Source organism: Afipia sp. GW822-FHT04G07 (assembly GCF_058800765.1).
The window spans coordinates 356,122-378,492 of sequence record NZ_JBXAMP010000001.1; the positions used below are offsets into that span (position 1 = coordinate 356,122).

Here is a 22,371-nt window from a genome sequence, read left to right on the forward strand (position 1 = left end):
CACAAGGAGTAGGCTGGGCAGCCTTTTCGACGGCTTAAAGATGGGAGGAATGGGGTGATTTGAATTCAAATATGCGGAACTAAGGCTGAGCACATTGTGTAAAATTGTAGATAGGGCTAACGCGCCAGCGCTTGGCTATAAAATCACGTCAGGGACAATAAAGATTCGATCTATAGCCAAGTTCCAAAGTACATAAACTTAAGATTGAATATAGATGATATTTTACCGGACGACGCGTGCGCCGTTTTGGTGGCCTTTAGGCTGTTTTTGCCTTGGCAGCCGGGCGGTCATTGTCCGGAAAATCGGGAATACCGTTTTTATCTCACCAACTTAGAAAACCAGGCTGCGTCGGCCAAGTCTCCGTGGAGCAACATTACTTAAAATAAGAACGGCAAACCATGGCCTTTAGTTCAATCCGCTATGGAGCCGCGATCTTTGATGCTATGAATTCGAGATTATCGATTTCTTAATTATGACTTTTTGATGCGGGCGGGCTGAGTGAATTTCGCCGGACCATTTGACTCCAAATTGCTGAATGACTCCCCAGTTTCGCTGGATGGAGACGCTTTCGCGTTCGGCGCGAAGCCGGGCTTTGTCCAGCATCATCCCTCAGACGCACACGTCGTTGTTCCCGACGCGCATTTGCTGTTTTCCGGCAGTTATGTGCGGATCGGCAATGACCTGATTATTTCAGGCTCTGACCAGAAATTCGTTGTCGGAAACTATTTCAAGGGTGAGGCCAGACCCACGCTGTCGTCCAAGGACGGAGCGACGCTCTCGGGCCAGATCGTGGATGCGCTGACCGGCCATGTCGTTTACGCCCAGGCTGCTGCGCCTGGGGCGGCTGCCGCGCAGGTGATCGGTCACGTCCTGAAATTGTCGGGAAGCGCCAGCGTCATTCGCAACGGCGTATCCGTCGAACTCCACATCGGCGATGCCGTACAGAAAGGCGACGTGGTCCAGACCGGATCGGATTCGTCGGTCGGTCTGACGTTCATCGACGGCAGCGCATTCGGCATGACTTCGAATGCGCGCATGGTGCTCAACGAAATGATCTACGATCCGAACGGATCGTCGAACTCGTCGCTCATCAGCCTGGTGCAGGGCACGATCACTTTCGTCGCAGGACAAACCGCCAAGAATGGCAACATGCGCGTCGAGACGCCGGTCGCCACCATGGGCATTCGCGGCACGGCCGTGCTGGTGGAGATTTCCGCCAACGACGGGCCGACGAAATTTTCGGTGCTGGTCGAGCCGGACGGTCACACCGGCTCGTTCAACCTGTATGACAAGACGACAGGTCAGCTGATCGGGACCGTCTCACAGGCCGGGCAGGTGACCTTCGTGTCGAGCCTCGGTGTTGGCCAGACGCCAACGGCTGTTGAGCAACTCAAGACGCTTGCGGACCAGCAAAGCGAGAAGTTCATTATCCAGCAGGTCTTCCAGCTTTATTTTCCGAACTATACGCCGGACGACGCCAAGCCGAATTCACCCAAGAGCAATCCGCGAACCGACATCGGCGTTCCGGAAAACAACATCGGGAAATACGCATTCGATCCGGTGACGGGGCGGCTGACCTATACGGTGATCACGCCAATCACCAATCCGGATACGCACCAGACGACCGATACAAAGATCGTGTTCTACAACATCAAGGCGGCGTTCACCGCGACCGCTCTCTCGGCCAAGGAAGAATCTCCGGGCGATCCGTCGACCAACGGACTCATCAAGCTGAAGGACGCCGTTCATATCGACGATCCCGACATCAACGTCGGTCCCTTTTTCGACGTTGCGACGCCTTTCGTCGCGCATAGCGGCGTTCTGACCGCCGCATCGACGACCGCGACGCTGACGCTGGCCGCCAAGGCGGCGCTCCATCTCGACACGCTGCTTACGATCGACCAGATCACCGGGGATGTGAGCTTCAATCGGGCGGACTTCAACTTTCTAGCCGCGGGTGAGAAGGCCGAATATGTCATTCGCGTCACCGCATCGTCGGGGCCGGATAGCGCGAACGTTTTCATCAAGGTGACCATCACCGGCGAGAATGACGCGCCGACCATTGAGACAGCTTCAACGGTCGACACCGGCGGTGTCACCGAGGATTACGTTCCGGTCACCGACAATCTTAAGACGTCCGGTACGATCGGATTCCAGGATTTCGATCTGACGGACGGCCATACGGCATCGTTCGCGTTGAAGTCCGCGATTTCAAGCACGCACCTGCCGGGATTCGTCGACGGCGCAGTCGGCACCGTCAGCGGCGTGGTTGGTCTCGGTTCTTTCAGCCTCGATGCGGTCAGCGAAATCCTGACGGATGCGACGAACACCGGTCAGGTCGGATGGCATTTTGTGTTGCCGGACAACGATCCGGTGCTGCAATCGCTGGCGGCCGGCCAGACCATCAAGCAGGTCTATACGATCACCATCACGGACGGCAGCGGGGTCTCCGTGACTCGCGACGTCGAGGTCACGATCACCGGCACGAACGATGCGCCGGTGCTGACCGCCGATACATCAATCCATCAGGCAGACGAGGTGCCCGACATCACGGGCGCGCCGAATTCGGTCGTCGATGTCGCCACCGGCACGCTGGCATTTGTCGACGTCGATCTTTCGGACACTCACACTGCCAGTGCCGCGCTTCATCCCGGCGCGGGATCGGTCGTTTGGTCAGGCGGCTATTACAGCGGTATTCCGCAGGCCACCCGCGACGCGCTTAACAGCGCGATGACGGCTGCGGTGTCGGAGAGCAATACCGATACCCTCAATTACGGCTCGGTCGGCTGGGAGTTCAAGCTTCCCGATCATCTGTTCGATTTTCTGGCGCACGGCGAAACCCTGACGCTGATCTACGATGTCACCATCACGGACAACAACGGCCTTTCGTCAACCAAACAGGTCACCGTTCAGATCGGCGCCTCGAACGACCAGCCGGTGATCTCGGTGAGCGAAGACGCGGCGGTCAAGGAAGATGTCGGCGCGGTCTACGGCATTCTGAAGGACACGGGTTCGGTGACGTTCACCGACGCCGATCTGACCGATACCCACAAGGCGCATGTCGCCTACAACAACGATGCTGCGGGAAGCGCCGGGGTGCCGCTGTTGCTGGCGAACGCGCTTGCGACGGCATTGACGGTTCCTGCGTCGGCGCTGGGCGCCGGCAACCATACGTTCAACTGGGATTTCGCGCTGGACACCAATCTTGTCCAGTACCTCGCGGAAGGCGAGACGATCACGGCGAGCTATACCATCACTGTCGAGGACAACAGCAACGGCGCCAACGATACGTCGGCCGGGCAGGTGGTGACCGTGACTATCACCGGCACCAACGATGAGCCGATGATCACTGTGACCAATCCGGCAAGCGACACCGAGGGGAACACCGGCGCGCCTGATACCGTCTCCGTCACGGTCGCGGACCACGTGTTAATTACGGACGTCGATACCACGGACGTACATGTACTTTATGTGGCCGATACGCTGGCCTTCGATGCCGGCAGCCCTGCCCCGGCAGGCGGCGTGTTGGCCGATCTGTTCATACTCAATGAGACGGACGGCACGATCAGCTACGATCGCGCGGCTTTCGATTATCTGGCTGCGGGCGAGCATGTCACGGCGACATTCACCTTCGATGCGTCATCCGGACTGGACACGGTTCAGAAGTCGATCACGGTGACGATCGATGGCGCGAATGATGCGCCGGTCGTAAGCGGCGCGGTGCTCGCTACGGTTACGGAAGACGGTGCCACAAGCACGCTGGATGCGCTTGCCCATGCATCCGACGTCGATAACGGACATACACTGTCGGTCGTCAACCTCCCGAACACGCTACCTGCAGGCGTGACCTACGACGCCGTGGATCATACATTCACGTTCGATCCCGCGGACCCGGCCTATCAGTCGCTTGGCTATGGCCAGTCGACGGTCGTGACCGTCGACTACGGTGTGACGGACGGCATCGTCACCACACCGACTGCTGCTTCGGTGTCGTGGACAATAAACGGCACCAACGACGCGCCGGTACTAAACGGCGACAACGTTTCCGTATCGGAAATTGACGACAGTAGCCCGGGGCTGCCTGAAGGAACAACAAAGGTGTTCGGTGTCACCTTGTCCGATCCGGATGAAACGGGCTCGTTGAGTGTCAGTGCAACAGCCGGGGACGGCACTGTATCAGGCGTGAGCAACGGAACGGTTACGTCCATCAACGGCAATCTGACCAGTGGGATCACCTACACTCCGAACAACACGGTGCTGAACGCTAACGACAAGGTGACGCTGACCGTGACCGATGGCCACGGTCTTAGCGATACGATCAACTTCATTTTCAAGCAAAACGGCACCGGCGGCGCAACGCTCACAGGCACGGCGGGCAAGGATCTCATTTTCTCGACCGGCGGCGATGATACGATGACCGGCGCGGCGGGGCACGACAATTTCGTGTTTGCGCCGTACTCAGGGCACGACACGATCACGGATTTCTCAATCGGAAGCGACAAGATCGATTTCAGAGCCCTGACCGGCATCGACACGACGGCGCTGACGGCCTTGCTGAACACCGCCGATCATACTGGCGGGGATATGCTGCTCCACCTCAACGGCACCACGGATACCCTGCTTGTGAAGGGCGTTGCTTCGCTGAATACCAGCGATTTCATCCTCCACGCTTGATGCCCCGGGTAGGACGTAAACATTAACTTCGATGGTGTTTCCGGCTGCAACAACAGCTCGTGTTGTGGCAGGATGGGCGGGTCGATGCGCCATCATTGATGAACCGCAGATTGGCGTCGCGACACAGCCAGCCAGGTACCGATGCAATCCGCGAAGACATCACATCACGGGCATTCTACCCGTTCCGAACTGGGGTCGGCGCTTAACGCCTGCCGCAGCGCGTTCATCGGCGTCGGCGTGATGAGCTGTGTCATCAACGTGCTTTATCTGACCGGCTCATTTTTCATGCTGGAGATTTATGACCGCGTGCTGCCAAGCCGCAGCATCCCGACGCTGGTGGGCCTGATCGTTCTCGCAGGCGGCCTCTATGTCGTCCAAGGCATCCTCGATCTGATCCGCGGCCGCATCCTCATCCGGATCGGATCGACTCTGGATGAAATGCTGAGCCGCCGGGTGTATGAAACTGTCGTGCGCCTGCCGCTGCTCGTCGGCAACCGCAGCGAGGGTCTCCAGCCGCTGCGCGATCTCGACAACGTCCGCTCGTTCCTGTCCGGCATGGGGCCTGGCGCGCTGTTCGACCTGCCGTGGCTGCCGCTCTATCTCGCGATCTGCTTTGCCTTCCATCCGCTGATCGGCGTCACCGCGCTGGTCGGCGCCATTCTGCTGATCGCGCTGACGATCCTGACGGAATATCTCACCAGCGAGCCAATGAAGCGCTCCACGGGTCTGGCGATGCGTCGGCAGGACCTTGCGCTGGCGAGCCGCCGGAACGCCGAGGTTCTCACCGCCATGGGCATGGCGAGCCGGGTCGGCCGGCGCTGGGAGGAATCCAACCGCGATTATCTCGCGAGCAACCAGCGCGCGAGCGACGTCGCCGGGGGCCTCGGGGCCATCGCCAAGGTGATGCGCATGATGCTGCAATCCGCCGTGCTCGGCGTCGGCGCGTATCTCGTCATCAATCAGCAGGCGACGGCCGGCATTATCATCGCCGGATCGATCCTCAGCGCGCGGGCGCTGGCGCCGGTCGATCTCGCCATCGCGCACTGGAAAGGCTTCGTCGCCGCACGGCAGAGCTGGCACCGTCTCAACCGGCTGCTTGGCATGCTGCCCGAGCAGACCACGCAGACCTTGCTGGAATCCCCGTCGAACAATCTATCGGTCGAAGCGCTGAGCGTCAGCCCGCCGGGCGAGCAGAAGGCCGTGGTGCAAGACGCCACCTTCGCCCTTAAGGCGGGGCAGGCCGTCGGCATCATCGGGCCGAGCGGATCCGGTAAATCCTCGCTGGTGCGGGCACTGGTCGGCGTCTGGCAGCCGCTGCGCGGCAAAGTGCGGCTCGACGGCGCGGCGCTCGACCAATGGGCGCCGGACGTTCTCGGCCAGCACATCGGCTATCTGCCCCAGGACGTCGAACTGTTCGCCGGAACGATTGCCCAGAATATCTCGCGCTTCGCCGACAAGCCGTCATCGGATGATATTCTTGCCGCGGCGAAGGACGCGCGCGTGCATGAACTCATCATCGGCATGAAAGACGGCTACGACACGCAGATCGGAGACCAGGGCAGTGTGCTGTCGGCCGGACAGGCCCAGCGCATCGCGCTTGCCCGCGCGCTCTATGGCAATCCGTTCCTCGTGGTGCTGGACGAGCCGAACTCGAATCTCGACAGCGAAGGCGACGCGGCGCTGAACAAGGCCGTGCTCGCGGTTCGCGAGCGGGGCGGCGTCGTCGTGGTCGTGGCCCATCGTCCCATCGGCATCGAGAGCGTCGATCTGGTGATGGTGCTGAAGGACGGGCGGGTTCAGGCCTTCGGTCCGAAAGACACTGTGCTCGGTCAGGTGCTGCAACGTCCGGTCTCGTCATCTCCCGCGATCAAGATTGTCTCTGACAAGGGAGCGCACTCATGAAGGGGCCGAGCCTCGCAGGGACCGAAGGCAAGATCCGCGGCATTCTCAATGCGCTGTTTGCGCCGCTGGAGCGCATCGCAATCTTCAAAGGCCTCGACAAGCCGGGATCGCGCAAGTCGATCCGTCTGCATCTGATCGTCGGACTGGTGGTCGTGACGTTGCTGACCTGCGGGCTGGGCGGCTGGGCCTCGACCGCGCAAATCTCCGGAGCGCTGATCGCGCCGGGTTCGATCGTGGTCGATTCCAATGTCAAGAAAGTTCAGCACCCGACCGGCGGTGTCGTCGGCGAGGTGAGGGCGCGCGACGGCGACCGGGTCAAGGCCGGCGACATAGTGGTGCGTCTCGACGACACGATCACCAAGGCGAGCCTCGCGATCGTCACCAAGGGCCTCAACGGCCTTCTGGCGCGCAGGGCGCGGCTGCTCGCGGAGCAGGACGGCGAGGAGCGTGTGATCTTTCCGCCGGAGTTGATGGATTATTTTTCCGATCCGGAGGTGCGATCGCTGATCGGAAACGAGGTCAAGCTGTTTCAGGTTCGTTCGTCCGGCCGCGTCGGCCAGAAGGCGCAGCTCAAGGAGCGCATTTCCCAGCTGAAGGAAGAGATCGGCGGGCTTGAAGCGCAGGAGAACGCCAAGTCCCGCGAGATCGAACTCATTCAGAAGGAACTCGTCGGCGTCCGTGATCTGTTCGCCAAGAACCTCGTGCAGATTTCCCGGCTGACGGTACTGGAGCGCGATGCGGCGCGGCTCGACGGCGACCGCGCGCAGTTCATTGCCCAGAAGGCGCAGGCCAAGGGCAAGATCACCGAAATCGAATTGCAGGTCATCCAGATCGACAAGGATCTCTCCAGCGAAGTCTCCAAGGAGATGCGCGAGATCAACGACAAGATCGGCGAATTCGTCGAGCGCAAGGTTACCGCCGAGGATCAATTGCGCCGCATCGACATCCGGGCACCGCAGGACGGCATGGTGTTGCAGTCAAGCGTCCACACCGTGGGCGGCGTCATCACCGCCGGCGACGCCATCATGCTGATCGTGCCCGAGGCCGACAATCTGTCTGTCGAGGCCAAGGTCAACCCGCAAGACATCGATCAACTGCGGATCGGGCAGAAGACGCTGCTGCGGCTCTCCGCCTTCAATCAGCGCACGACGCCGGAGTTGAACGGAACGATCAGCCGCATTTCGCCGGATACCACAACGGACCAGCGGACCGGCCAGAGCACCTACACCATCCGCATCTCGCTGCCGCCTTCCGAAGTGGCGAAGCTCGGGGACGTCAAGCTGATCCCCGGCATGCCGGTTGAGGCTTTTGTACAGACCGGCGAACGCACTATGATATCCTATCTTGCGAAGCCGCTAAGCGACCAGCTCATGCGCGCATTCCGGGAAAAGTGACGGATACCAATTACGGACATGATGCGGGCGATATTGAAATCGGTGGTCCGTATCGTTGCGCGTGTCCGGCTGTATGCGAGGCATTTCGGCTACGGACGATTGTTATGTCTTCTTCTGCTGATCGCGTTTCTCGGCCTGAGAGTCACAGACCCGTATCCGCTTGAGGAATTGCGCGTCCGTACCTTCGATGCCTACCAGATCCTCCAGCCGCGCAAGATCACGCAGCGCCCGGTCGTCATCATCGACATCGACGAGAAGAGCCTTGCCAAATACGGGCAGTGGCCCTGGCCGCGCACGCGCGTCGCCGATCTCGTGCAGCGGCTGACCGATCACGGCGCCGCCGCTATTGCCTTCGACATCGTCTTTGCGGAGCCGGACAGGCTTTCGCCCGCAATCGCCGCCGATTCATTTCGTGGCCTCGACGAGGAAAGCCGGGCGAAACTGCGGGCACTCCCCAGCAACGATCAGGTACTCGCCAATGTGCTGCGCCGGTCGCCCGCCGTGCTCGGTGAATCCGGACTGCCGACATTCGTGCAGCAGCCTGAACTAAAACTGCCGTTGACGGGACTTGCCACCCTGGGCGGCGATCCGCGGCCGTTCCTGCTGCAATTCCCGGGGTTGCTGCGGAACGTTCCTGTCCTTGAGGAGGCAGCGCCCGGGCGCGGGCTGTTTACGATCCGCACCGAGCGCGACGGCATCGTCCGGCGCGTCCCGATGGTGATGCAGGCGCAGGGCGAACTGATGCCCTCGCTCACGTTCGAGATGCTGCGCATTGTCACAAAGTCCGACACTATCCTCATCAAGTCCGATGAAGCTGGCGTCAAAAGCGTGGCCGTGCCGGGCTTTGAAATCCCGACCGATCGCAATGGTCAGCTCTGGGTGCATTTCGCCAAGCACGATGCGGCGCGCTATGTGTCCGCCGCCGATGTGCTGGAAGGCGTCGTCGGTCCCGATCAAATCTCCCGCAAGCTGATCCTGATCGGCACTTCGGCCGTGGGCCTGCTCGACGTGAAGACGACGCCTCTCGATCCGGTCATGCCGGGCGTCGAGGTGCATGCACAGGTGCTCGAAAGTGCGCTGACCCGGTCCGTGCTGTCGCAGCCGAACTATGCGGTCGGCGCGGAGTTGCTGGCCGCGATCGTGTTCGGCGTGGCCATTATCTGGCTGGCACCCATTCTCAGCGCCATTACCCTGCTGGTGTTCGGCGCTGTCATTGTCGCGATCATGGTCGCGACATCCTGGTATTTCTTCACGGAAAAACGTCTGCTGCTCGATTTCACATTCCCGTTGATCGCGAGCACCGCGATCTATCTCGTCCTGGTGTTCAGCAGCTATTTCCGTGAACAGGCGCAGCGCCGCCGCATCCGATCCGCGTTCGGTCAGTACCTGTCGCCCGCGCTGGTCGAGCAATTGGCGCAGTCGCCGGAAAAACTGGTGCTCGGCGGCGAAGAGCGCGACATGACGATCATGTTCAGCGACGTGCGTGGCTTCACCACGATTTCGGAATCGTTCAAGCACGATCCGCAGGGCCTGACATCGCTGATGAACCGGTTCCTCACGCCGCTGACCAACGCGATCCTCGACCGCAAGGGCACCATCGACAAGTACATGGGCGACGCCATCATGGCGTTCTGGAATGCGCCGCTGAACGATCAGGCGCACCAGATCAATGCTTGCGAGGCGGCGCTCGACATGATCGACCGCATCGAGGCGCTGAACGTGGAGCGCGAGCGCGAAGCGATAGCCGCCGGCAAGCCGTTCATTCCGATGCGTGTCGGCATCGGTCTGAACACCGGAACATGCGTGGTTGGAAACATGGGCTCCAATCTGCGGTTCGACTATTCGGTGCTCGGCGACAGCGTGAATCTCGCCTCGCGGCTCGAAGGACAATCGAAATCCTACGGCGTGCCGATCATCGCAGGGTCAGCAACGGCGCTGGCCGCAAAGGACAAGTTTGCGATTCTCGAACTCGACTTCATCACCGTGAAAGGCAAGAAGGAGCCGGAAGTGATCTATGCAATTGCCGGACGGGAAGATGTCGCGACGTCCGGTCAGTTTCAGCGACTGCGCAACTTGAGCATCGAAATGCTGGCCTGCTACCGAAGCCGCGACTGGGACGGCGCGATGGCGGCGATTGCAAAGGGCCGCATCGCCGATGAAGCAAAAAGCTTCCACGGGCTTTACGATCTCTATTCGGAGCGGATTGAAGCGTTCCGGAAAACGCCCCCGCCGGACGACTGGAATGGCGTCATGGCTCTCACGTCCAAATAGCAAATGAGGCGAAAGGCAGCCGCTACCGTTAGCCTTGCCGTCTGGCAAGCCATTTTTTTGAGTGCTGCCGCACCGTATCGTGCTGGTGATCATGACAACCGCATGCAATTCTTGTGAAGGATTCATTGAGTTTTTTCATGCCGACCAAAATGTCCGTGCGGTTCTGGGGTGTTCGCGGGAGCATTCCATGTCCAGGCCCAAATACCGTGCGCTACGGCGGCAATACGTCATGCGTCGAGGTGAGGTGCGGGGATCACCGTCTGGTTTTCGATGCGGGGTCGGGATTGCGCATGCTTGGCAATGCGCTTGACGACGAGGCCCCGAAAGTCGATGTCGATTTGTTTTTGAGTCACTGCCACATCGATCATCTGATCGGCTTGCCGTTCTTCACGCCGGCGTTCACAACGGGAAGCCGCCTCCGTTTGTGGGCCGGTAATTTGAAGCCGGCGGGCGGGATCAAGGACACGGTCCGGAAGCTGATGAGCTATCCGCTGTTTCCGATCGAAATCGAAGCCGCATCCGGCAAGATCGACTTCACCGATTTCACGCCCGGCGACGTTCTCAACCCGCAGCCGGGCATCAAGGTCCTGACCGCGGCTCTCAATCATCCGGGCGGCGCGACAGGATACCGCGTCGAATTCGACGGCCGCGCGATCGCCTATATCACCGATACCGAACTCAGCGGCGAGGAGATCGATCCGGGGTTGCTTGCGCTTGTCCGCGACGCCGCGCTGGTCATCATCGACACGACATATACCGACGAGGAATTGCCCGAGCATGTCGGCTGGGGGCACTCGAGCTGGCAGCAGGCCGTTCGGCTGGCCAACGAAGCAGGCGCCCGGACGCTTTGCCTATTTCACCACGATCCCGAGCATGACGATAACGAGATGGACCGCATCGGCGCGGCGGCGGCCAAGGCGCGACCCGGGACCCTGGTCGCACGGGAAGGCCTGTCGATTGATATTTGAGCGGCGTACGCGGCCTGCCGGCTGTGGAGCGCTCCCGGGGCAAGGAGCCGCCGGTAAAAGCGGATCGTGTCACAAGGTCGTCATTTGAATTGCCGCAGTGCGGTCGAGAAACGTTGTTCCGCGGGGCGCGGAACGGCATAATGCCTGCAAGATTTCCTTCAGCACCAGGTTGATTCCGATGGATATGTCAGGACTCGTTTCCGGAGCCGGCGGATTTATCGCGTCCGCGTTCGTGGTGGCCGGCTACACGATGCGGACGATGATCCCGCTGCGCATCTTCGGAATTCTTACCAACGTCGTGCTGATCGTGTTTTCCGTCATGCACCATCATTACCCGGTGATGGTGCTGCACATGATCCTGCTGCCGCTCAATGTGTACCGGCTGCGGGAAATGCTGTTGCTGGTTCGCGAGGTCAAGAAGTCGGTCAGCAGCGACCTGTCGATGGCCTGGTTGAAGCCGTTCATGACGGAGCGGAAATGCGCCACAGGCGAAGTGCTGTTTTACAAGCACGAGAAGGCGGATGAGATGTACTACATCGTCAGCGGCCGCTATCGGCTGGTCGAGTCCGGCATCGAGATTCCGGTTGGCGCTCTTGTCGGCGAACTCGGGATGCTGTCGCCATCCAACAAGCGGACCCAGACGCTCGAATGTCTTGAGGGTGGTCTGGTACTCAGCGTGACCTATACGAAAGTGCAGGAACTTTACGTCCAGAATCCCGAATTCGGATTCTATTTTCTGCGGCTGGTCAGCGCGCGCCTGTTTCAGAATGTCGGAAGGCTCGAAGCCCAACTCGCCCAGAGCATTGCTCAGGCCTCGTCATGAAAATACGAGTCAAGGTTCCGCCGTCGCCGTTCCGGCTGCTGAAGGAGCGGTACTTCGGCGAGGAAACCCGCAATCCGAGGGTTGCGCGCGCAGCGCTGGCGCGACTGTCGGCGCGGCTGCCGGAGGATGTTGTCCCCATCGTCAGTCAGGCCGTTCATTCGCTGATCGACTATCAGGATCCCGACTATGCGTTGAGCTACCTTGATCGTATCGAGCGGTATGTCGGCCACGCCGGCATCACATTGCCGAATCTCGGCGAACTCGCGCAGTTGCTGTCGGACCGGATGCACTTCGAGGACCCGATTGCGATCGCACAAATCAAGCTGACAGAGGCGGGGGGCGTGAATGCTTTGCCGAACGCCGCATCCGTCGACAGGGTGGAGCGGTTTCGCTGGGATGAAGTGATCCCGATGCTCCCTCCTGCCGCCGCCGCGCCTGCGATGGATATCTTCCAGCGGCTGCGGCTGGCGCGGCTTTCGCGCAGGTCGGTCACGATGCGATTCTCGTCCACGGGCCGGTTTTCGCTTCGCAAACTGAAATGGCTGGCCGCGCTGCGTATCACGCGACCTTTTTCCCAGCGCTTCAAGGTGGAAAGAGTGTGGGTGGAGCGATGGCTCCACATGGTCGATCGAAGTCTGGTGAAGCAGCCGGAAGCAACCGTTGCGGTCGTGCAGACAGCCAGCCTCATCAAGGGGCATGGCGATGCCTACCAGAACGGCCTCGCGCAGTGGAATGCCATCATCGATGGTCTCGTCAAGCCGACATGCGACGGGACGCTGCCGCTTCCGGCGCTTGGCGACGCCATTCAGCAGGCGCGCGATGCCGCGATCGGAGAGCAGGGTCAAAGCCGCTTGTTGAGCGCGGTAGAACAGCTAAGAATGCAGGCGCTGGCGCGGGCATAGGCGCGGCGGGTAGATGGCCTATCCTTCAAAACTGCATTACGATGACGATGAAGCGCGGGCCGGTTTATTTCGACGGGCGCACATGCGCAAAAGGGGACATAGATGAAGACATTTTCCGGACGTTTTTTTGGTTTGTTTTTTGGCTTTGCAGCCGTTCTGGCGCTGTCCGCCTTTGCCGGCATCACGGATGCGCGTGCGGCGGATGAATTCAAGCTCAGCAGCAACCAGCGGATTTCCTGCGGCCGCGGCCTCAACGCCGGCAAGCTTCAAAACATCAATTGCAAATCCTACGCCTATCTTTTCAACACGCGGACCTCGGAATTCTATCGTTGTCAGGTGAGCGTCGGCGTGACCCGCGATAATAAGGAAGTTCTCAAAGTCGATACCGACGGCGCGTGCGTGATGAAGGCGCGCGTTTTCCCCGGCGATTCGTCCTATACGTTCGATGCCACGGAGACCGAGCCGCCGAACACCAACTCATTCTTCGGCTCGGGCGGAACGGCGATCTGGGCAAGCGACAGCTCCAAGCTCGCCGTCAAGGGATGCATCCTGCTCAATGTCGGCGTCGGTCCTGACGTGCTGAAGTGCGTGGATATGACCTTCGGCAAATAGACCGCCGAAAACCGACACGGTCCAGCCCTGAATTCATCTCTTCAGGAACATCGCCAGTACGATCAGGCCAATCACGACAACGATGCCGATTGCCCAAGTGCTCAGCCGGACGTCACTGGTGAGTTCACGCGTGGCTTCGTTCTTGGCAATTTTTAGATCACGCTGGCGATTGTCGTGCTCAGGTTCACTCACGGCCTCTCCTGGATGAGCGCTGAAGGGCCCACCTGTCGGCGGTTCTGATTGCCCATACCAGCAGTGTACCCAGTGCAGCGATCAATCCGCAAAGAACAAAAGCAAGATCGGCAGCATTCAATGTCAGGTCCATCGGAAACATCCCTGGTTCGCGCCCGGCCCGCAGGGTCGTATCAAGCAGGATTTGTGCCGAATTATGCCGCGTTGACACGGGTAGGGGATCTTGCGGCTTTTGTCTGGCAGGAGATCAAATTCACGAACGGTGGCGTTTGTTCCCGGAATTGTGATTGTCAGCCCATAGGAAGCTTTGAGGTCCGATGGGGTTGATACCCATATTCGGGCGTTTTGAAACTCAAACGAGGTATTGCCATGGCCTATATAAAGCGGAGCTTGCTGGCGCTCGCCGGACTGCTGGCATTGAGCCAGGGACCGGCCCAGGCGACCGAGTATCCTTATTGCATGTTCCATGTCGAAGCGTTCGGCGGCGGGATCGAGCGGTGCGATTACATGACAATGGATCAGTGCCGGATGAGTGCTTCCGGCTTGAATGGATCGTGCACATCCAACTGGCGGCTGGCATTGAACCGGAGCCACCAAAACGAAGATATGTCTCAGCCCCCACGGAGACGGATTCGCCAGTAAGGCGTGAGCCGGCTGCGCTGCTGACCGGGTGGTATCTGCAAACGATGGCGGAGAGGGGAAGGATTCGAACCTCCGACACGGTTGCCCGCGTACCTCGAACGGTGCCTTAAGCCACTCAGCCACCTCTCCGAACTGAAATATCGACGCCCGCGTCAGGTGCGTCCGACGAACTCCACGCCGATGATGGAGCCTTGCCGCCAGATCAGCCGGCAGTGCGTCACCCGTCTCACGTCTTTCGTGAGAGCGAGGCTCAGTTTGCTACCGATGGGCCTGTCGTCGCTCAGCTTGATGCGCGCTCCGCCGGTCGACAGATCGAGAATGGTGCAGTTGCGTTTCGCGAACCCGCCATCGAGCGTCATCCATGCCTGATGCTGCGTGGTGTGCCGGGGTTTGCGGTTCTCTCTGCGGAAGATGGCCATGAGCGTCGCTCCGTAATCGGAGCGTTTTCATACCAACGGGAAGTTTCCGAAAATTTGAATCAAAGCGCGAATAAGGGCAGGGGCTGTTAGGATTTCATTAACCGGACGGATCCCGGTGGATCGGGCGCGGACGGGCTGCTTTCGGGGATGATGGCCTTCGGCGGAAGCGGAACCTGGGACAGCAAGGCGCGTTGTTCAACTGGAGGAGACTTCGGTGGCGCGAAGCCATATCGATGGCGCTTCGAAAGCGGAAAGGGAACGGACCCGCACGGTCCGGGTCGCCGTCGCGTTCGGACTAGCGATCGCTGCCTTGCTGATCGCGCTCTTCGCGACCTTCCGCTATCTCGGCACCGAGGAGCCACGCGTCTCGCTCGCCTGCGCGGCGAAACTCTATAGTCCCTATGACCCCAAGAATCTCGAGCAGTGCATGGCCGTTTGCATGACATGCAGCGCGGGCGTGAAGACGACGTGCGCGACGTCGTGCACGCTCAAGGGAGCGCGCTAGCAGCGCCGTCGGCCCTCAGGACGGCGCAACGATTTGCAGGGCGAAGTTCGATTTGCCGTCTATCGAAACCGCGCAAAACAGTCATAAAATGGTTGTCGAGGATTAGGCCCGTGGGGAGACGGTATGATTCGATACGCCATTTTCGGTTTGATAGGACCATGTCTGGGCGGCTTCATTCTACTGGCCGTCGGAACGCCGGCCGGATACTGGGACAAGCCTTACTCCGATGACTTGGCGAAGCTGTTCAAGATTCTCTTTTCGACGCTGCAATACAATTATCTGTTCGGCATCATACCCGCGCTGATGACGGGCGCGGTCGATGACATTCTCGCCCACGTCCACAAGATCAACCCGGTGGTCCGTATGTTTTTGACCGGCGTGTTTGCATTCATCTTCGCAGCAGTGATGTACGGCAGTTCGCAACCTCAGACGGGCTTCGCGCATTTTGCGACCTTTGGCCTTGTGGGCCTGATTCCCGCGATGCTTTCGTCCTGGCTGGCGCATAAGGTCCTGGAACGCCGAGGCGCGCGGACAGCGTAACGCGGCGATGTCGGGCAGGGGCGACGCTGTTCGCGTTGACGAACTGCCATGGGCTGCCCTAAAGAACCGAATTGGCGTTGAGCGGCCTCGGCTAAGCGGGGCGCTTATTCTTGAATAACCAAGCAACGTCAATGGTTTGGAAGGGTGGCCGAGTGGTTTAAGGCACCGGTCTTGAAAACCGGCGTGCCTGCAAGGGCACCGTGGGTTCGAATCCCACCCCTTCCGCCATACAACATCGATCTTCCACGTATCCGAACTTCAGCGCCAAACTTTTTCGGCCATGCGCGAATGGCTGGAATGGCTTTGTCGTGCGCGGTCGCGCGACGCCCAGATGCGTTTGCCGGTGTCACGATTCGCGATCTGATTTGCACCGTGTCCGTTCGCACACACGCAAAACAAAAACGCGATTTCGCACGCGCGCATAACAGGTGCGAAGGGGCAAATAAGTCACAGTCTGCAGGTGAAAAACATGGTTCAGGAATGTACAAACAAGATGTCATGCAACCGTCATGTGCCACGGTTAGCACGGCTCGTGTCTGCTTCTACCGAGCAGATTCACGCGAACTAAGATTTTCTCACGTCGTCCTGTTTGGAAGTTTCGCTCGATCGGTCCGCGCTTCATGCGCGGTGTCAGAAAGCGGGATCAACGAGGCGGTTGAGGGGGAATTGGGGACCACCTGCGGTGTGATTTGCGCCAACGGACTTACGCTCACAGAGCAAAACTTGGAGGTACTATGAACACGATAAAGAGCCTTATCCTCGGCACAGCGGCGGGTTTCGTCGCGATCGCCGGGGCACAGGCAGCTGATCTTCCGGTGAAGGCGAAAGCCGTTCAGTACGTGAAGGTCTGTTCGCTCTATGGCGCGGGATTCTACTACATCCCCGGCACCGAGACCTGCATCAAAATCGGCGGCTACGTTCAGTTCGACGTCAACCTGAATGCAAACTCGTACAACAGCCCTTACATTCAGGGCAACAGCGCGTTCGGCAGCCGGGATCGTGACTTCTTCACCACCCGTCAGCGCAGCCAGTTCACGGTTGATACCCGCACCGCCACCGAATACGGCGTTGTTCGTTCGTACTGGGACGTGAAGTTCCAGTTCACCTCGAACACCGACAACATTGCAGGCGGCTTCATCGAAGTTGACTACGGCTTCGTTCAGTTCGCCGGGTTCACCTTCGGTAAGTCGGTGTCGGCGTATAACACTCCGTGGAACAACTCTCCCGCCAACAGCAACACGTCGAATCTTTTCGGCGGCGGCGACAACTCCACCGGCGTGAACAACATCAACTACACTTGGCAGTTCGGCAACGGTGTTTCGGCCCAGATCGGCCTCGACGAGCCGAAGACGACCCTCGCTCAGGGTGGTTATGCTCGCGGTCTGCTGATCAACGTGAACCCGGGCACCCCCGTCACGGCGGCCCAGATCGCTGGCAGCACCTACGCCAACGCTTACGGCGGCAACGCTGCTCCTGACATCGTCGGCAACATCCGCGTCGATCAGGCTGCGTTCACTGCACAGCTGTCCGCAGCTGCGCACAACATTCACGCCAACTACTACGGCGCGAACGAAACCACTGGTCATCCGTCGGATACCTGGGGCTTCGCGGTTCAGGGCGGTCTTCAGCTGAAGAACCTTCCGACCGGCCCGGGCGACAAGCTGACCGTTGACGTTGCTTACGCGAACGGCGCAAACCGTTACATCATCGGCGGCACCTTCGGTAACTCGTACGCTGTGTACGGTGGTGGTTCGGACTTCCCCGCTAGCTACCAGAGTGTCGCTCTCGGCGTGAACGCTGACGGCGTCTACGGCCAGGGCGGCAGCATCGAAAAGACCGACGCCTACGGCGTTCGTGTTGGCTTCGTGCACAACTGGAACCAGAACTGGGAATCGGGCCTGTTCGGTTCGTATTCGAAGGTCGACTTCAACGGAACCGCGACCAACCTGTATTGCAACATGTTCAATGCAATCAGCGGTCCGAAAGCCAACGGTTACAGCTGCAACCCAGATTTCGCGATCTGGCAAGTCGGCAGCCGTCTCGGCTGGACCCCGGTTCGGAACCTGACGTTCTCGGCCGAAGTCATGTACACGGCAATCGACCAGTCCTTCACCGGATCGGCCGCTCTTGCTCCGGGCGGGTTCAAGCCAGCCGCGACCTACGACTTCAAGGATCTCGGCACGCTCAGCGGCAACCTCCGCGTTCGCCGCACGTTCTGATCGTAACCGTCTAACGGCGATTACAACGAACTAACGAAAACCCCGGCAGGAAACTGCCGGGGTTTTCTGTTCACCGCGCATGACATCGTGCTTGAAAAGGATCGAACCTGAACCGCTGCGGCGTCACATTGCGCGGGCATCGGCGGGGATCTGCATCTGTCCAATGGCGGACTTCACAACGCGCAATTCGCCCCTATATTCGATTGTGTCGTCAACAATGAAAGGAGGTGGTCCAGTGTCTCATTCCAAGCGCTGTCACCTCGCTGAGGCCGCCCGCTAAGCTCTCTTGAGCTTCGGACAGGGCGGTCTTTCCGCCTGGTTCAGCGAGATTGGGGAAGGCGTTCCGGGCAACCCGGAGCGCCTTTTTCAGTTGGATGCGCAGAAGATGGACGCAATCGGACAGCATCCTGCGAAAACTGGCAGCCAACGTATCATCGCATGCTGACCAAAGCGCCCCAGGCAGCAGCAAGGCCGGCGCCGACCAGAAGATAGACGGGATGCCGGCAGAACGTGTCGCCATACAGGCACATCTGGGCGCCGAACCGGCCGAGATGACTGTGGTCGGCTGCATAAAAAAGACCGGCGACGACAACGAGAAGACCTGAGACAAGAAACATTCAATCATCCTTTCTGTATGAGAGATGACGATGGACGCTCATTTCCGTTTCGGACGATCCAGACGCGTCTCCCGAAATAGTCCCACCAGCGCCGCGCGGCGCGGTGTATCAGCACGAATGCTGCGCAATCAGGGCCATCCAGATCAATAAAACCGAAATCCAGCCGGTCATCTGTTCTCGCAACAAACACTCTGGGAGCTGGAAGACGGCGAGAATCCCAAGAAATATGAACAGGGGAGGCTGCAACCCGACGAAAATCAATCTCCGGTTTACCAACCCCTGAGCCGGACCTTTTTCGGCGCGGAAGCAATGGGTTAACGTAAGCGGCGTATCAGTGCGAACGTCGGCCGGGCAGGACCCGGTAGGCAAGCTGGTGCCGAAAGTGCTATTTGGGGTTCTATGGGGATTTGCGTCACTGAAACAGGCAGGGGAATCGCCCGCGTCGCGGCGGCGGGAGCCTTGTGCCTCCTGGTCGCCAATTGCGCCGGGTCGAACAAGTTGTCCAGCCGCGTCGATCCGAAATACGGTGTTTCGAGCAGCCCGCGCGTTGTCGATTTCAACGAGGCTGTCCCGAAAGGCGGCGGCACCTATCGCGTCGGGAAGCCCTACGTGGTCGCAGGCCGCACCTATGTGCCCGAAGAAGATCCGAACTATCGCGCCGAAGGTATGGCCTCCTGGTATGGCGATGCGTTCCACGGGCGCCTGACGGCCAACGGCGAGGTGTTCGACATGACGTCGCTCACCGCAGCACATCCCACCATGCCGCTGCCGAGCTACGCACGGGTCACCAATCTGGCCAACGGCAAATCCGTCATCGTCCGTGTCAACGACCGCGGTCCGTACCACGGCAATCGCCTGATCGATGTCTCCAATACGGCGGCGAAACTGCTGGAGTTCCGCGAGAACGGCATCGGCCGCGTGCGCGTGGAATATGTCGGCCGGGCCCCGCTCGAAGGATCGGACGACCGGCAGCTCATGGCGACGTTGCGGACAGGGGAGCCCGCGCCATCACCCACAGGCGTCAGGATCGCATCGGCGCGCCCATTCATCCCCGACACCATGCCCTCGCGCGGCGTGACTCGTGGCGATGTGCCATTGCCCTCAGGGCGGCCGTATACCCTCGGCCATACGCCAGATGACGCGGCTGCGGGCTCGTCGGAGGTCTCGGCCTCGCGCAGCACACGGCCCGGAGGCCGCCGCTTCGAGCGCAGTGCGCCCGCCGAAACCGAAGTGGCGGACGAGCCTCCGGCGATGACAAGGCCAGTCGCCGCCTATGCGCCGGGCCTGCGCGATAACAGCTTGAGCCTGATGTCAGGCCGCGGGCTTTATTAAACCGGTTCCCGCTTTTCGGGATCATGCACCCCGCACGCCGTTCAGGAATTCAACCAGCGCGGCGTTGACCTCGTCGGGCCGCTCTTGCTGAATCCAGTGACCCGCGCCGTCGATCAGGAGCTTGCGCTTCAGGTTCGGCAGCACCCGGTCCATCTCGGTGACCCGCTTGCCGCCGATAATTCCGGTCACGACCGCGTCGTTTGCGCCGGCAATGAAAATGGACGGCTGATGGATTTTCGCGCCATGCCATGGCGCGGTCAGCTCCCAGTTGCGGTCGATGTTGCGATACCAGTTCAGCCCGCCGCGAAATCCCGTGCGCTTGTAGGTATCGACAACATGCGCATGGTCCTGCGCATTGACCCATGCCGGAAGCGGCCGCTCGATCGCCGAATCGCCCAGAAATCCATGACCGTCTTTCAGGAACAATGATGCTTCGACTCCGAACGAAACGGCGCGCATTGTAAAGTCGACATCGCGCTCGAACTCGGCTTCCGCGACGCCCGGCTGCTGGAAATACTGCCAGTAGAAATTGGTGGTGCCGCTCTTCGCCAAAGTATCCAGCGGGCGCTCACGTCCGCGCCACGGCGGCGGGACGCTCAAGCCCCCGACGGCGGTGAAGATATCGGGCCGGAACAGGGCCGCGTGCCATGCCACCGGCGCACCCCAATCGTGACCGATGATAATAGCCTTGGTCTCGCCCAGCGCCGCGACCAGAGCGACCATGTCGCCGACCAGATCGAAGATCGAATAGTTTTCGATGTTCTGCGGCGCCGAGGTTCGCCCATACCCGCGCATGTCGGGAGCAACTACGTGAAAGCCGGCCGCGGCAAGCGCGGGGAGCTGATGCCGCCATGAATGGGACAATTCCGGCCAGCCGTGACAGAGCAGGACCAGCGGCCCCGAGCCTTGCTCGGTCACAAAAATGTCGATGCCGTTGGCTGAGATCATTCGCGATGACGACATCATGTTTTGCCTTTTTTGGGAGATTTTTGCTGGTCGAGGCCCCAAATCCGGACGATAGGCAATTTACCGGCGATCGGTCGAGGACCGGCGGCACGTTGTTTGGTATCAGCCCAACTGATACAACGCGATCCTCAGGAATCTCAGCATGGCAGCCATTCTAACAGCACCCCGATTTCGCGGGCGTCCGAGCGGACGGCTTTGGCGTCTCGTCGCGGCTGCTCTGGCGGTCGGCGTTGCGCTGGGCGGCATCGCCCATGCGGCCAATAACAGCGTGCAAGGCGCCAAAAAGGACGATGCCTACGACACTGATGCGCCCACCGCGATCCTGATCGAGGCGAAGTCGGGCAGTATCCTGTTCGAGAAAAACGCCGACGAACTTCGCGCCCCGTCCAGCATGATGAAGCTGATGACGGCGGAAGTCGTTTTCAACGCGCTGAAAAAGGGCGAGATCAAACTCACCGATGAATTCAGGATCAGCGAGAACACCTGGCGCAAGGGCGGCGCTCCGTCCGGCGGCTCGACGATGTTTGCTGCGATCAACAGTCGCGTCAGCGTCGATGATTTGTTGCATGGCGCGCTGATCCAGAGCGGCAACGATTCCTGCATGGCGCTCGCGGAAGGTCTCTCGAACACCGAAGCGGCTTTCGCCGAACGCATGACCAAGCGCGCGCGCGAACTTGGCATGACGAAATCGACGTTTGGAAATTCCAACGGCCTGCCGGATCCCGCTAACAAGATGACCGTTCGCGAACTCGGCCTGCTCGCGCGGCATATCATTCTGACCTATCCGGATTACTACAAGCTCTTCAACGAGCGCGAGTTCACCTGGAACAAGATCCGTCAGCAGAATCGCAATCCACTGCTCGCCATGCTTGAGGGCGCCGACGGACTGAAGACCGGATTCACCAAGGAGGGCGGCTACGGCATGGTCGGTTCCGCCGTGCAGAACGGCATGAGGCTGATCGTCGTGGTCAACGGCCTCGAGGACTCGGACGATCGCGCACAGGAAGCCAAGAAACTGCTCGAGTGGGGCTTCCGCAATTTCGAGGCGCGGACGCTGTTCGCCGCCAACCAGACGGTTGGCTATGCGCGGGTGTTCGGCGGTGAAAGCCGCTCCGTCAAACTGGCAAGTCCCGAGCCTGTTCGAGTCATGGTGCAGCGAAACGGCTCCGACAAGCTGGTCGCCCGTATAGTCTATACCGGCCCCGTCCGCGCGCCAGTCGAACCCGGCCAGGGCGTCGGCGTGTTGAAGGTCTGGCGTGGCAGCAACATAGCGCTAGAATCCCCGCTGGTGGCCGCGGAGCCGATCGGAGCAGGGTCCTTGACCCGCCGCGCTGTTGATGGTGCCAGCGAACTCGTCCTCGGCCTGTTCCGCGCCGGCGCGGAGAAGCTGTGA

18 protein-coding genes and 2 tRNA genes are annotated in these 22,371 nt (G+C 60.2%); 15 read left to right on the forward strand and 5 right to left on the reverse strand.

From position 1 onward, the window contains the following. Positions 1–528 precede the first annotated feature (528 nt). The 8 genes from AC1RKJ_RS01735 (at position 529) to AC1RKJ_RS01770 (ending at position 13,546) form a co-directional block, all read left to right on the forward strand. The gene (locus AC1RKJ_RS01735) at positions 529–4,674 is read left to right on the forward strand and encodes a VCBS domain-containing protein (protein ID WP_492789187.1); all 4,146 of its coding nucleotides are present in this window, start codon (positions 529–531) and stop codon (positions 4,672–4,674) included. Between the two features lie 141 nt (positions 4,675–4,815). After that, a complete protein-coding gene (locus AC1RKJ_RS01740; RefSeq protein WP_492789188.1) occupies positions 4,816–6,576 on the forward strand; it encodes a type I secretion system permease/ATPase in 1,761 nt (586 codons plus the stop codon). Continuing rightward, entirely contained in the window at positions 6,573–7,970 is a 1,398-nt protein-coding gene (locus AC1RKJ_RS01745) for an HlyD family type I secretion periplasmic adaptor subunit (protein WP_492789189.1), read from the forward strand. The genes AC1RKJ_RS01740 and AC1RKJ_RS01745 overlap by 4 nt, the downstream gene beginning before the upstream one ends. Positions 7,971–7,988: 18 nt before the next feature. Continuing rightward, the gene (locus AC1RKJ_RS01750; RefSeq protein WP_492789190.1) at positions 7,989–10,241 is read left to right on the forward strand and encodes a CHASE2 domain-containing protein; all 2,253 of its coding nucleotides are present in this window, start codon (positions 7,989–7,991) and stop codon (positions 10,239–10,241) included. Between the two features lie 137 nt (positions 10,242–10,378). After that, entirely contained in the window at positions 10,379–11,209 is an 831-nt protein-coding gene (locus AC1RKJ_RS01755) for an MBL fold metallo-hydrolase (protein WP_492789191.1), read from the forward strand. A gap of 178 nt (positions 11,210–11,387) precedes the next feature. Next, on the forward strand, positions 11,388–12,032 hold the full coding sequence (locus AC1RKJ_RS01760) for a Crp/Fnr family transcriptional regulator (RefSeq protein ID WP_492789192.1): 645 nt from the start codon (positions 11,388–11,390) through the stop codon (positions 12,030–12,032). After that, the gene (locus AC1RKJ_RS01765; RefSeq protein WP_492789193.1) at positions 12,029–12,934 is read left to right on the forward strand and encodes a DUF6537 domain-containing protein; all 906 of its coding nucleotides are present in this window, start codon (positions 12,029–12,031) and stop codon (positions 12,932–12,934) included. The genes AC1RKJ_RS01760 and AC1RKJ_RS01765 overlap by 4 nt, the downstream gene beginning before the upstream one ends. Before the next feature lie 102 nt (positions 12,935–13,036). Next, positions 13,037–13,546: a hypothetical protein gene (locus AC1RKJ_RS01770; protein WP_492789194.1), complete on the forward strand. Its 510-nt coding sequence runs from the start codon at positions 13,037–13,039 to the stop codon at positions 13,544–13,546. Positions 13,547–13,579: 33 nt separating this feature from the next. Here the strand turns inward: AC1RKJ_RS01770 and AC1RKJ_RS01775 are convergent, their stop codons facing one another. Then, positions 13,580–13,738, reverse strand: a complete 159-nt coding sequence (locus AC1RKJ_RS01775; protein WP_492789195.1) for a hypothetical protein — start codon at positions 13,736–13,738, stop codon at positions 13,580–13,582. Between the two features lie 369 nt (positions 13,739–14,107). Between AC1RKJ_RS01775 and AC1RKJ_RS01780 the strand changes: the two genes are divergently transcribed. Further along, positions 14,108–14,380 (forward strand): DUF3551 domain-containing protein, encoded by a 273-nt coding sequence (locus AC1RKJ_RS01780; RefSeq protein WP_492789196.1) that lies wholly within the window; start codon positions 14,108–14,110, stop codon positions 14,378–14,380. A 45-nt stretch (positions 14,381–14,425) separates the two neighbouring features. Here the strand turns inward: AC1RKJ_RS01780 and AC1RKJ_RS01785 are convergent. Together AC1RKJ_RS01785 and AC1RKJ_RS01790 are read right to left on the reverse strand one after the other, a co-directional pair. Next, positions 14,426–14,509, reverse strand: a tRNA-OTHER gene (locus tag AC1RKJ_RS01785). 23 nt (positions 14,510–14,532) lie between these two features. Beyond that, the gene (locus tag AC1RKJ_RS01790) at positions 14,533–14,799 is read right to left on the reverse strand and encodes a PilZ domain-containing protein (RefSeq protein WP_492789197.1); all 267 of its coding nucleotides are present in this window, start codon (positions 14,797–14,799) and stop codon (positions 14,533–14,535) included. Positions 14,800–15,013: 214 nt separating this feature from the next. On the opposite strand from AC1RKJ_RS01790, the gene AC1RKJ_RS01795 reads away from it, so the two are divergent. From AC1RKJ_RS01795 to AC1RKJ_RS01810, 4 genes are all read left to right on the forward strand, one after another. Continuing rightward, positions 15,014–15,304, forward strand: a complete 291-nt coding sequence (locus AC1RKJ_RS01795) for a hypothetical protein (RefSeq protein WP_492789198.1) — start codon at positions 15,014–15,016, stop codon at positions 15,302–15,304. Between the two features lie 123 nt (positions 15,305–15,427). Then, positions 15,428–15,844 carry a DUF5413 family protein gene (locus AC1RKJ_RS01800; RefSeq protein WP_492789199.1) on the forward strand — a complete coding sequence of 139 codons (417 nt, stop codon included), beginning with the start codon at positions 15,428–15,430 and terminating at the stop codon, positions 15,842–15,844. Positions 15,845–15,982: 138 nt separating this feature from the next. Continuing rightward, positions 15,983–16,072: transfer RNA gene (locus tag AC1RKJ_RS01805), tRNA-Ser, on the forward strand. Between the two features lie 506 nt (positions 16,073–16,578). Beyond that, positions 16,579–18,063, forward strand: a complete 1,485-nt coding sequence (locus AC1RKJ_RS01810; RefSeq protein ID WP_492789200.1) for a porin — start codon at positions 16,579–16,581, stop codon at positions 18,061–18,063. A gap of 431 nt (positions 18,064–18,494) precedes the next feature. On the opposite strand, the gene AC1RKJ_RS01815 is transcribed toward AC1RKJ_RS01810, so the two are convergent. Continuing rightward, complete coding sequence (locus tag AC1RKJ_RS01815; protein WP_492789201.1) at positions 18,495–18,680, reverse strand: hypothetical protein; 186 nt, start codon at positions 18,678–18,680, stop codon at positions 18,495–18,497. Between the two features lie 399 nt (positions 18,681–19,079). Between AC1RKJ_RS01815 and AC1RKJ_RS01820 the strand changes: the two genes are divergently transcribed. Continuing rightward, complete coding sequence (locus tag AC1RKJ_RS01820; RefSeq protein ID WP_492789202.1) at positions 19,080–20,012, forward strand: septal ring lytic transglycosylase RlpA family protein; 933 nt, start codon at positions 19,080–19,082, stop codon at positions 20,010–20,012. 21 nt (positions 20,013–20,033) lie between these two features. Here the strand turns inward: AC1RKJ_RS01820 and AC1RKJ_RS01825 are convergent, their stop codons facing one another. Continuing rightward, positions 20,034–20,975 carry an alpha/beta fold hydrolase gene (locus AC1RKJ_RS01825; protein ID WP_492792618.1) on the reverse strand — a complete coding sequence of 314 codons (942 nt, stop codon included), beginning with the start codon at positions 20,973–20,975 and terminating at the stop codon, positions 20,034–20,036. A gap of 145 nt (positions 20,976–21,120) precedes the next feature. Here AC1RKJ_RS01825 and AC1RKJ_RS01830 point away from each other — a divergent pair, with 145 nt between their 5' ends. Further along, entirely contained in the window at positions 21,121–22,371 is a 1,251-nt protein-coding gene (locus tag AC1RKJ_RS01830) for a D-alanyl-D-alanine carboxypeptidase family protein (RefSeq protein ID WP_492789203.1), read from the forward strand.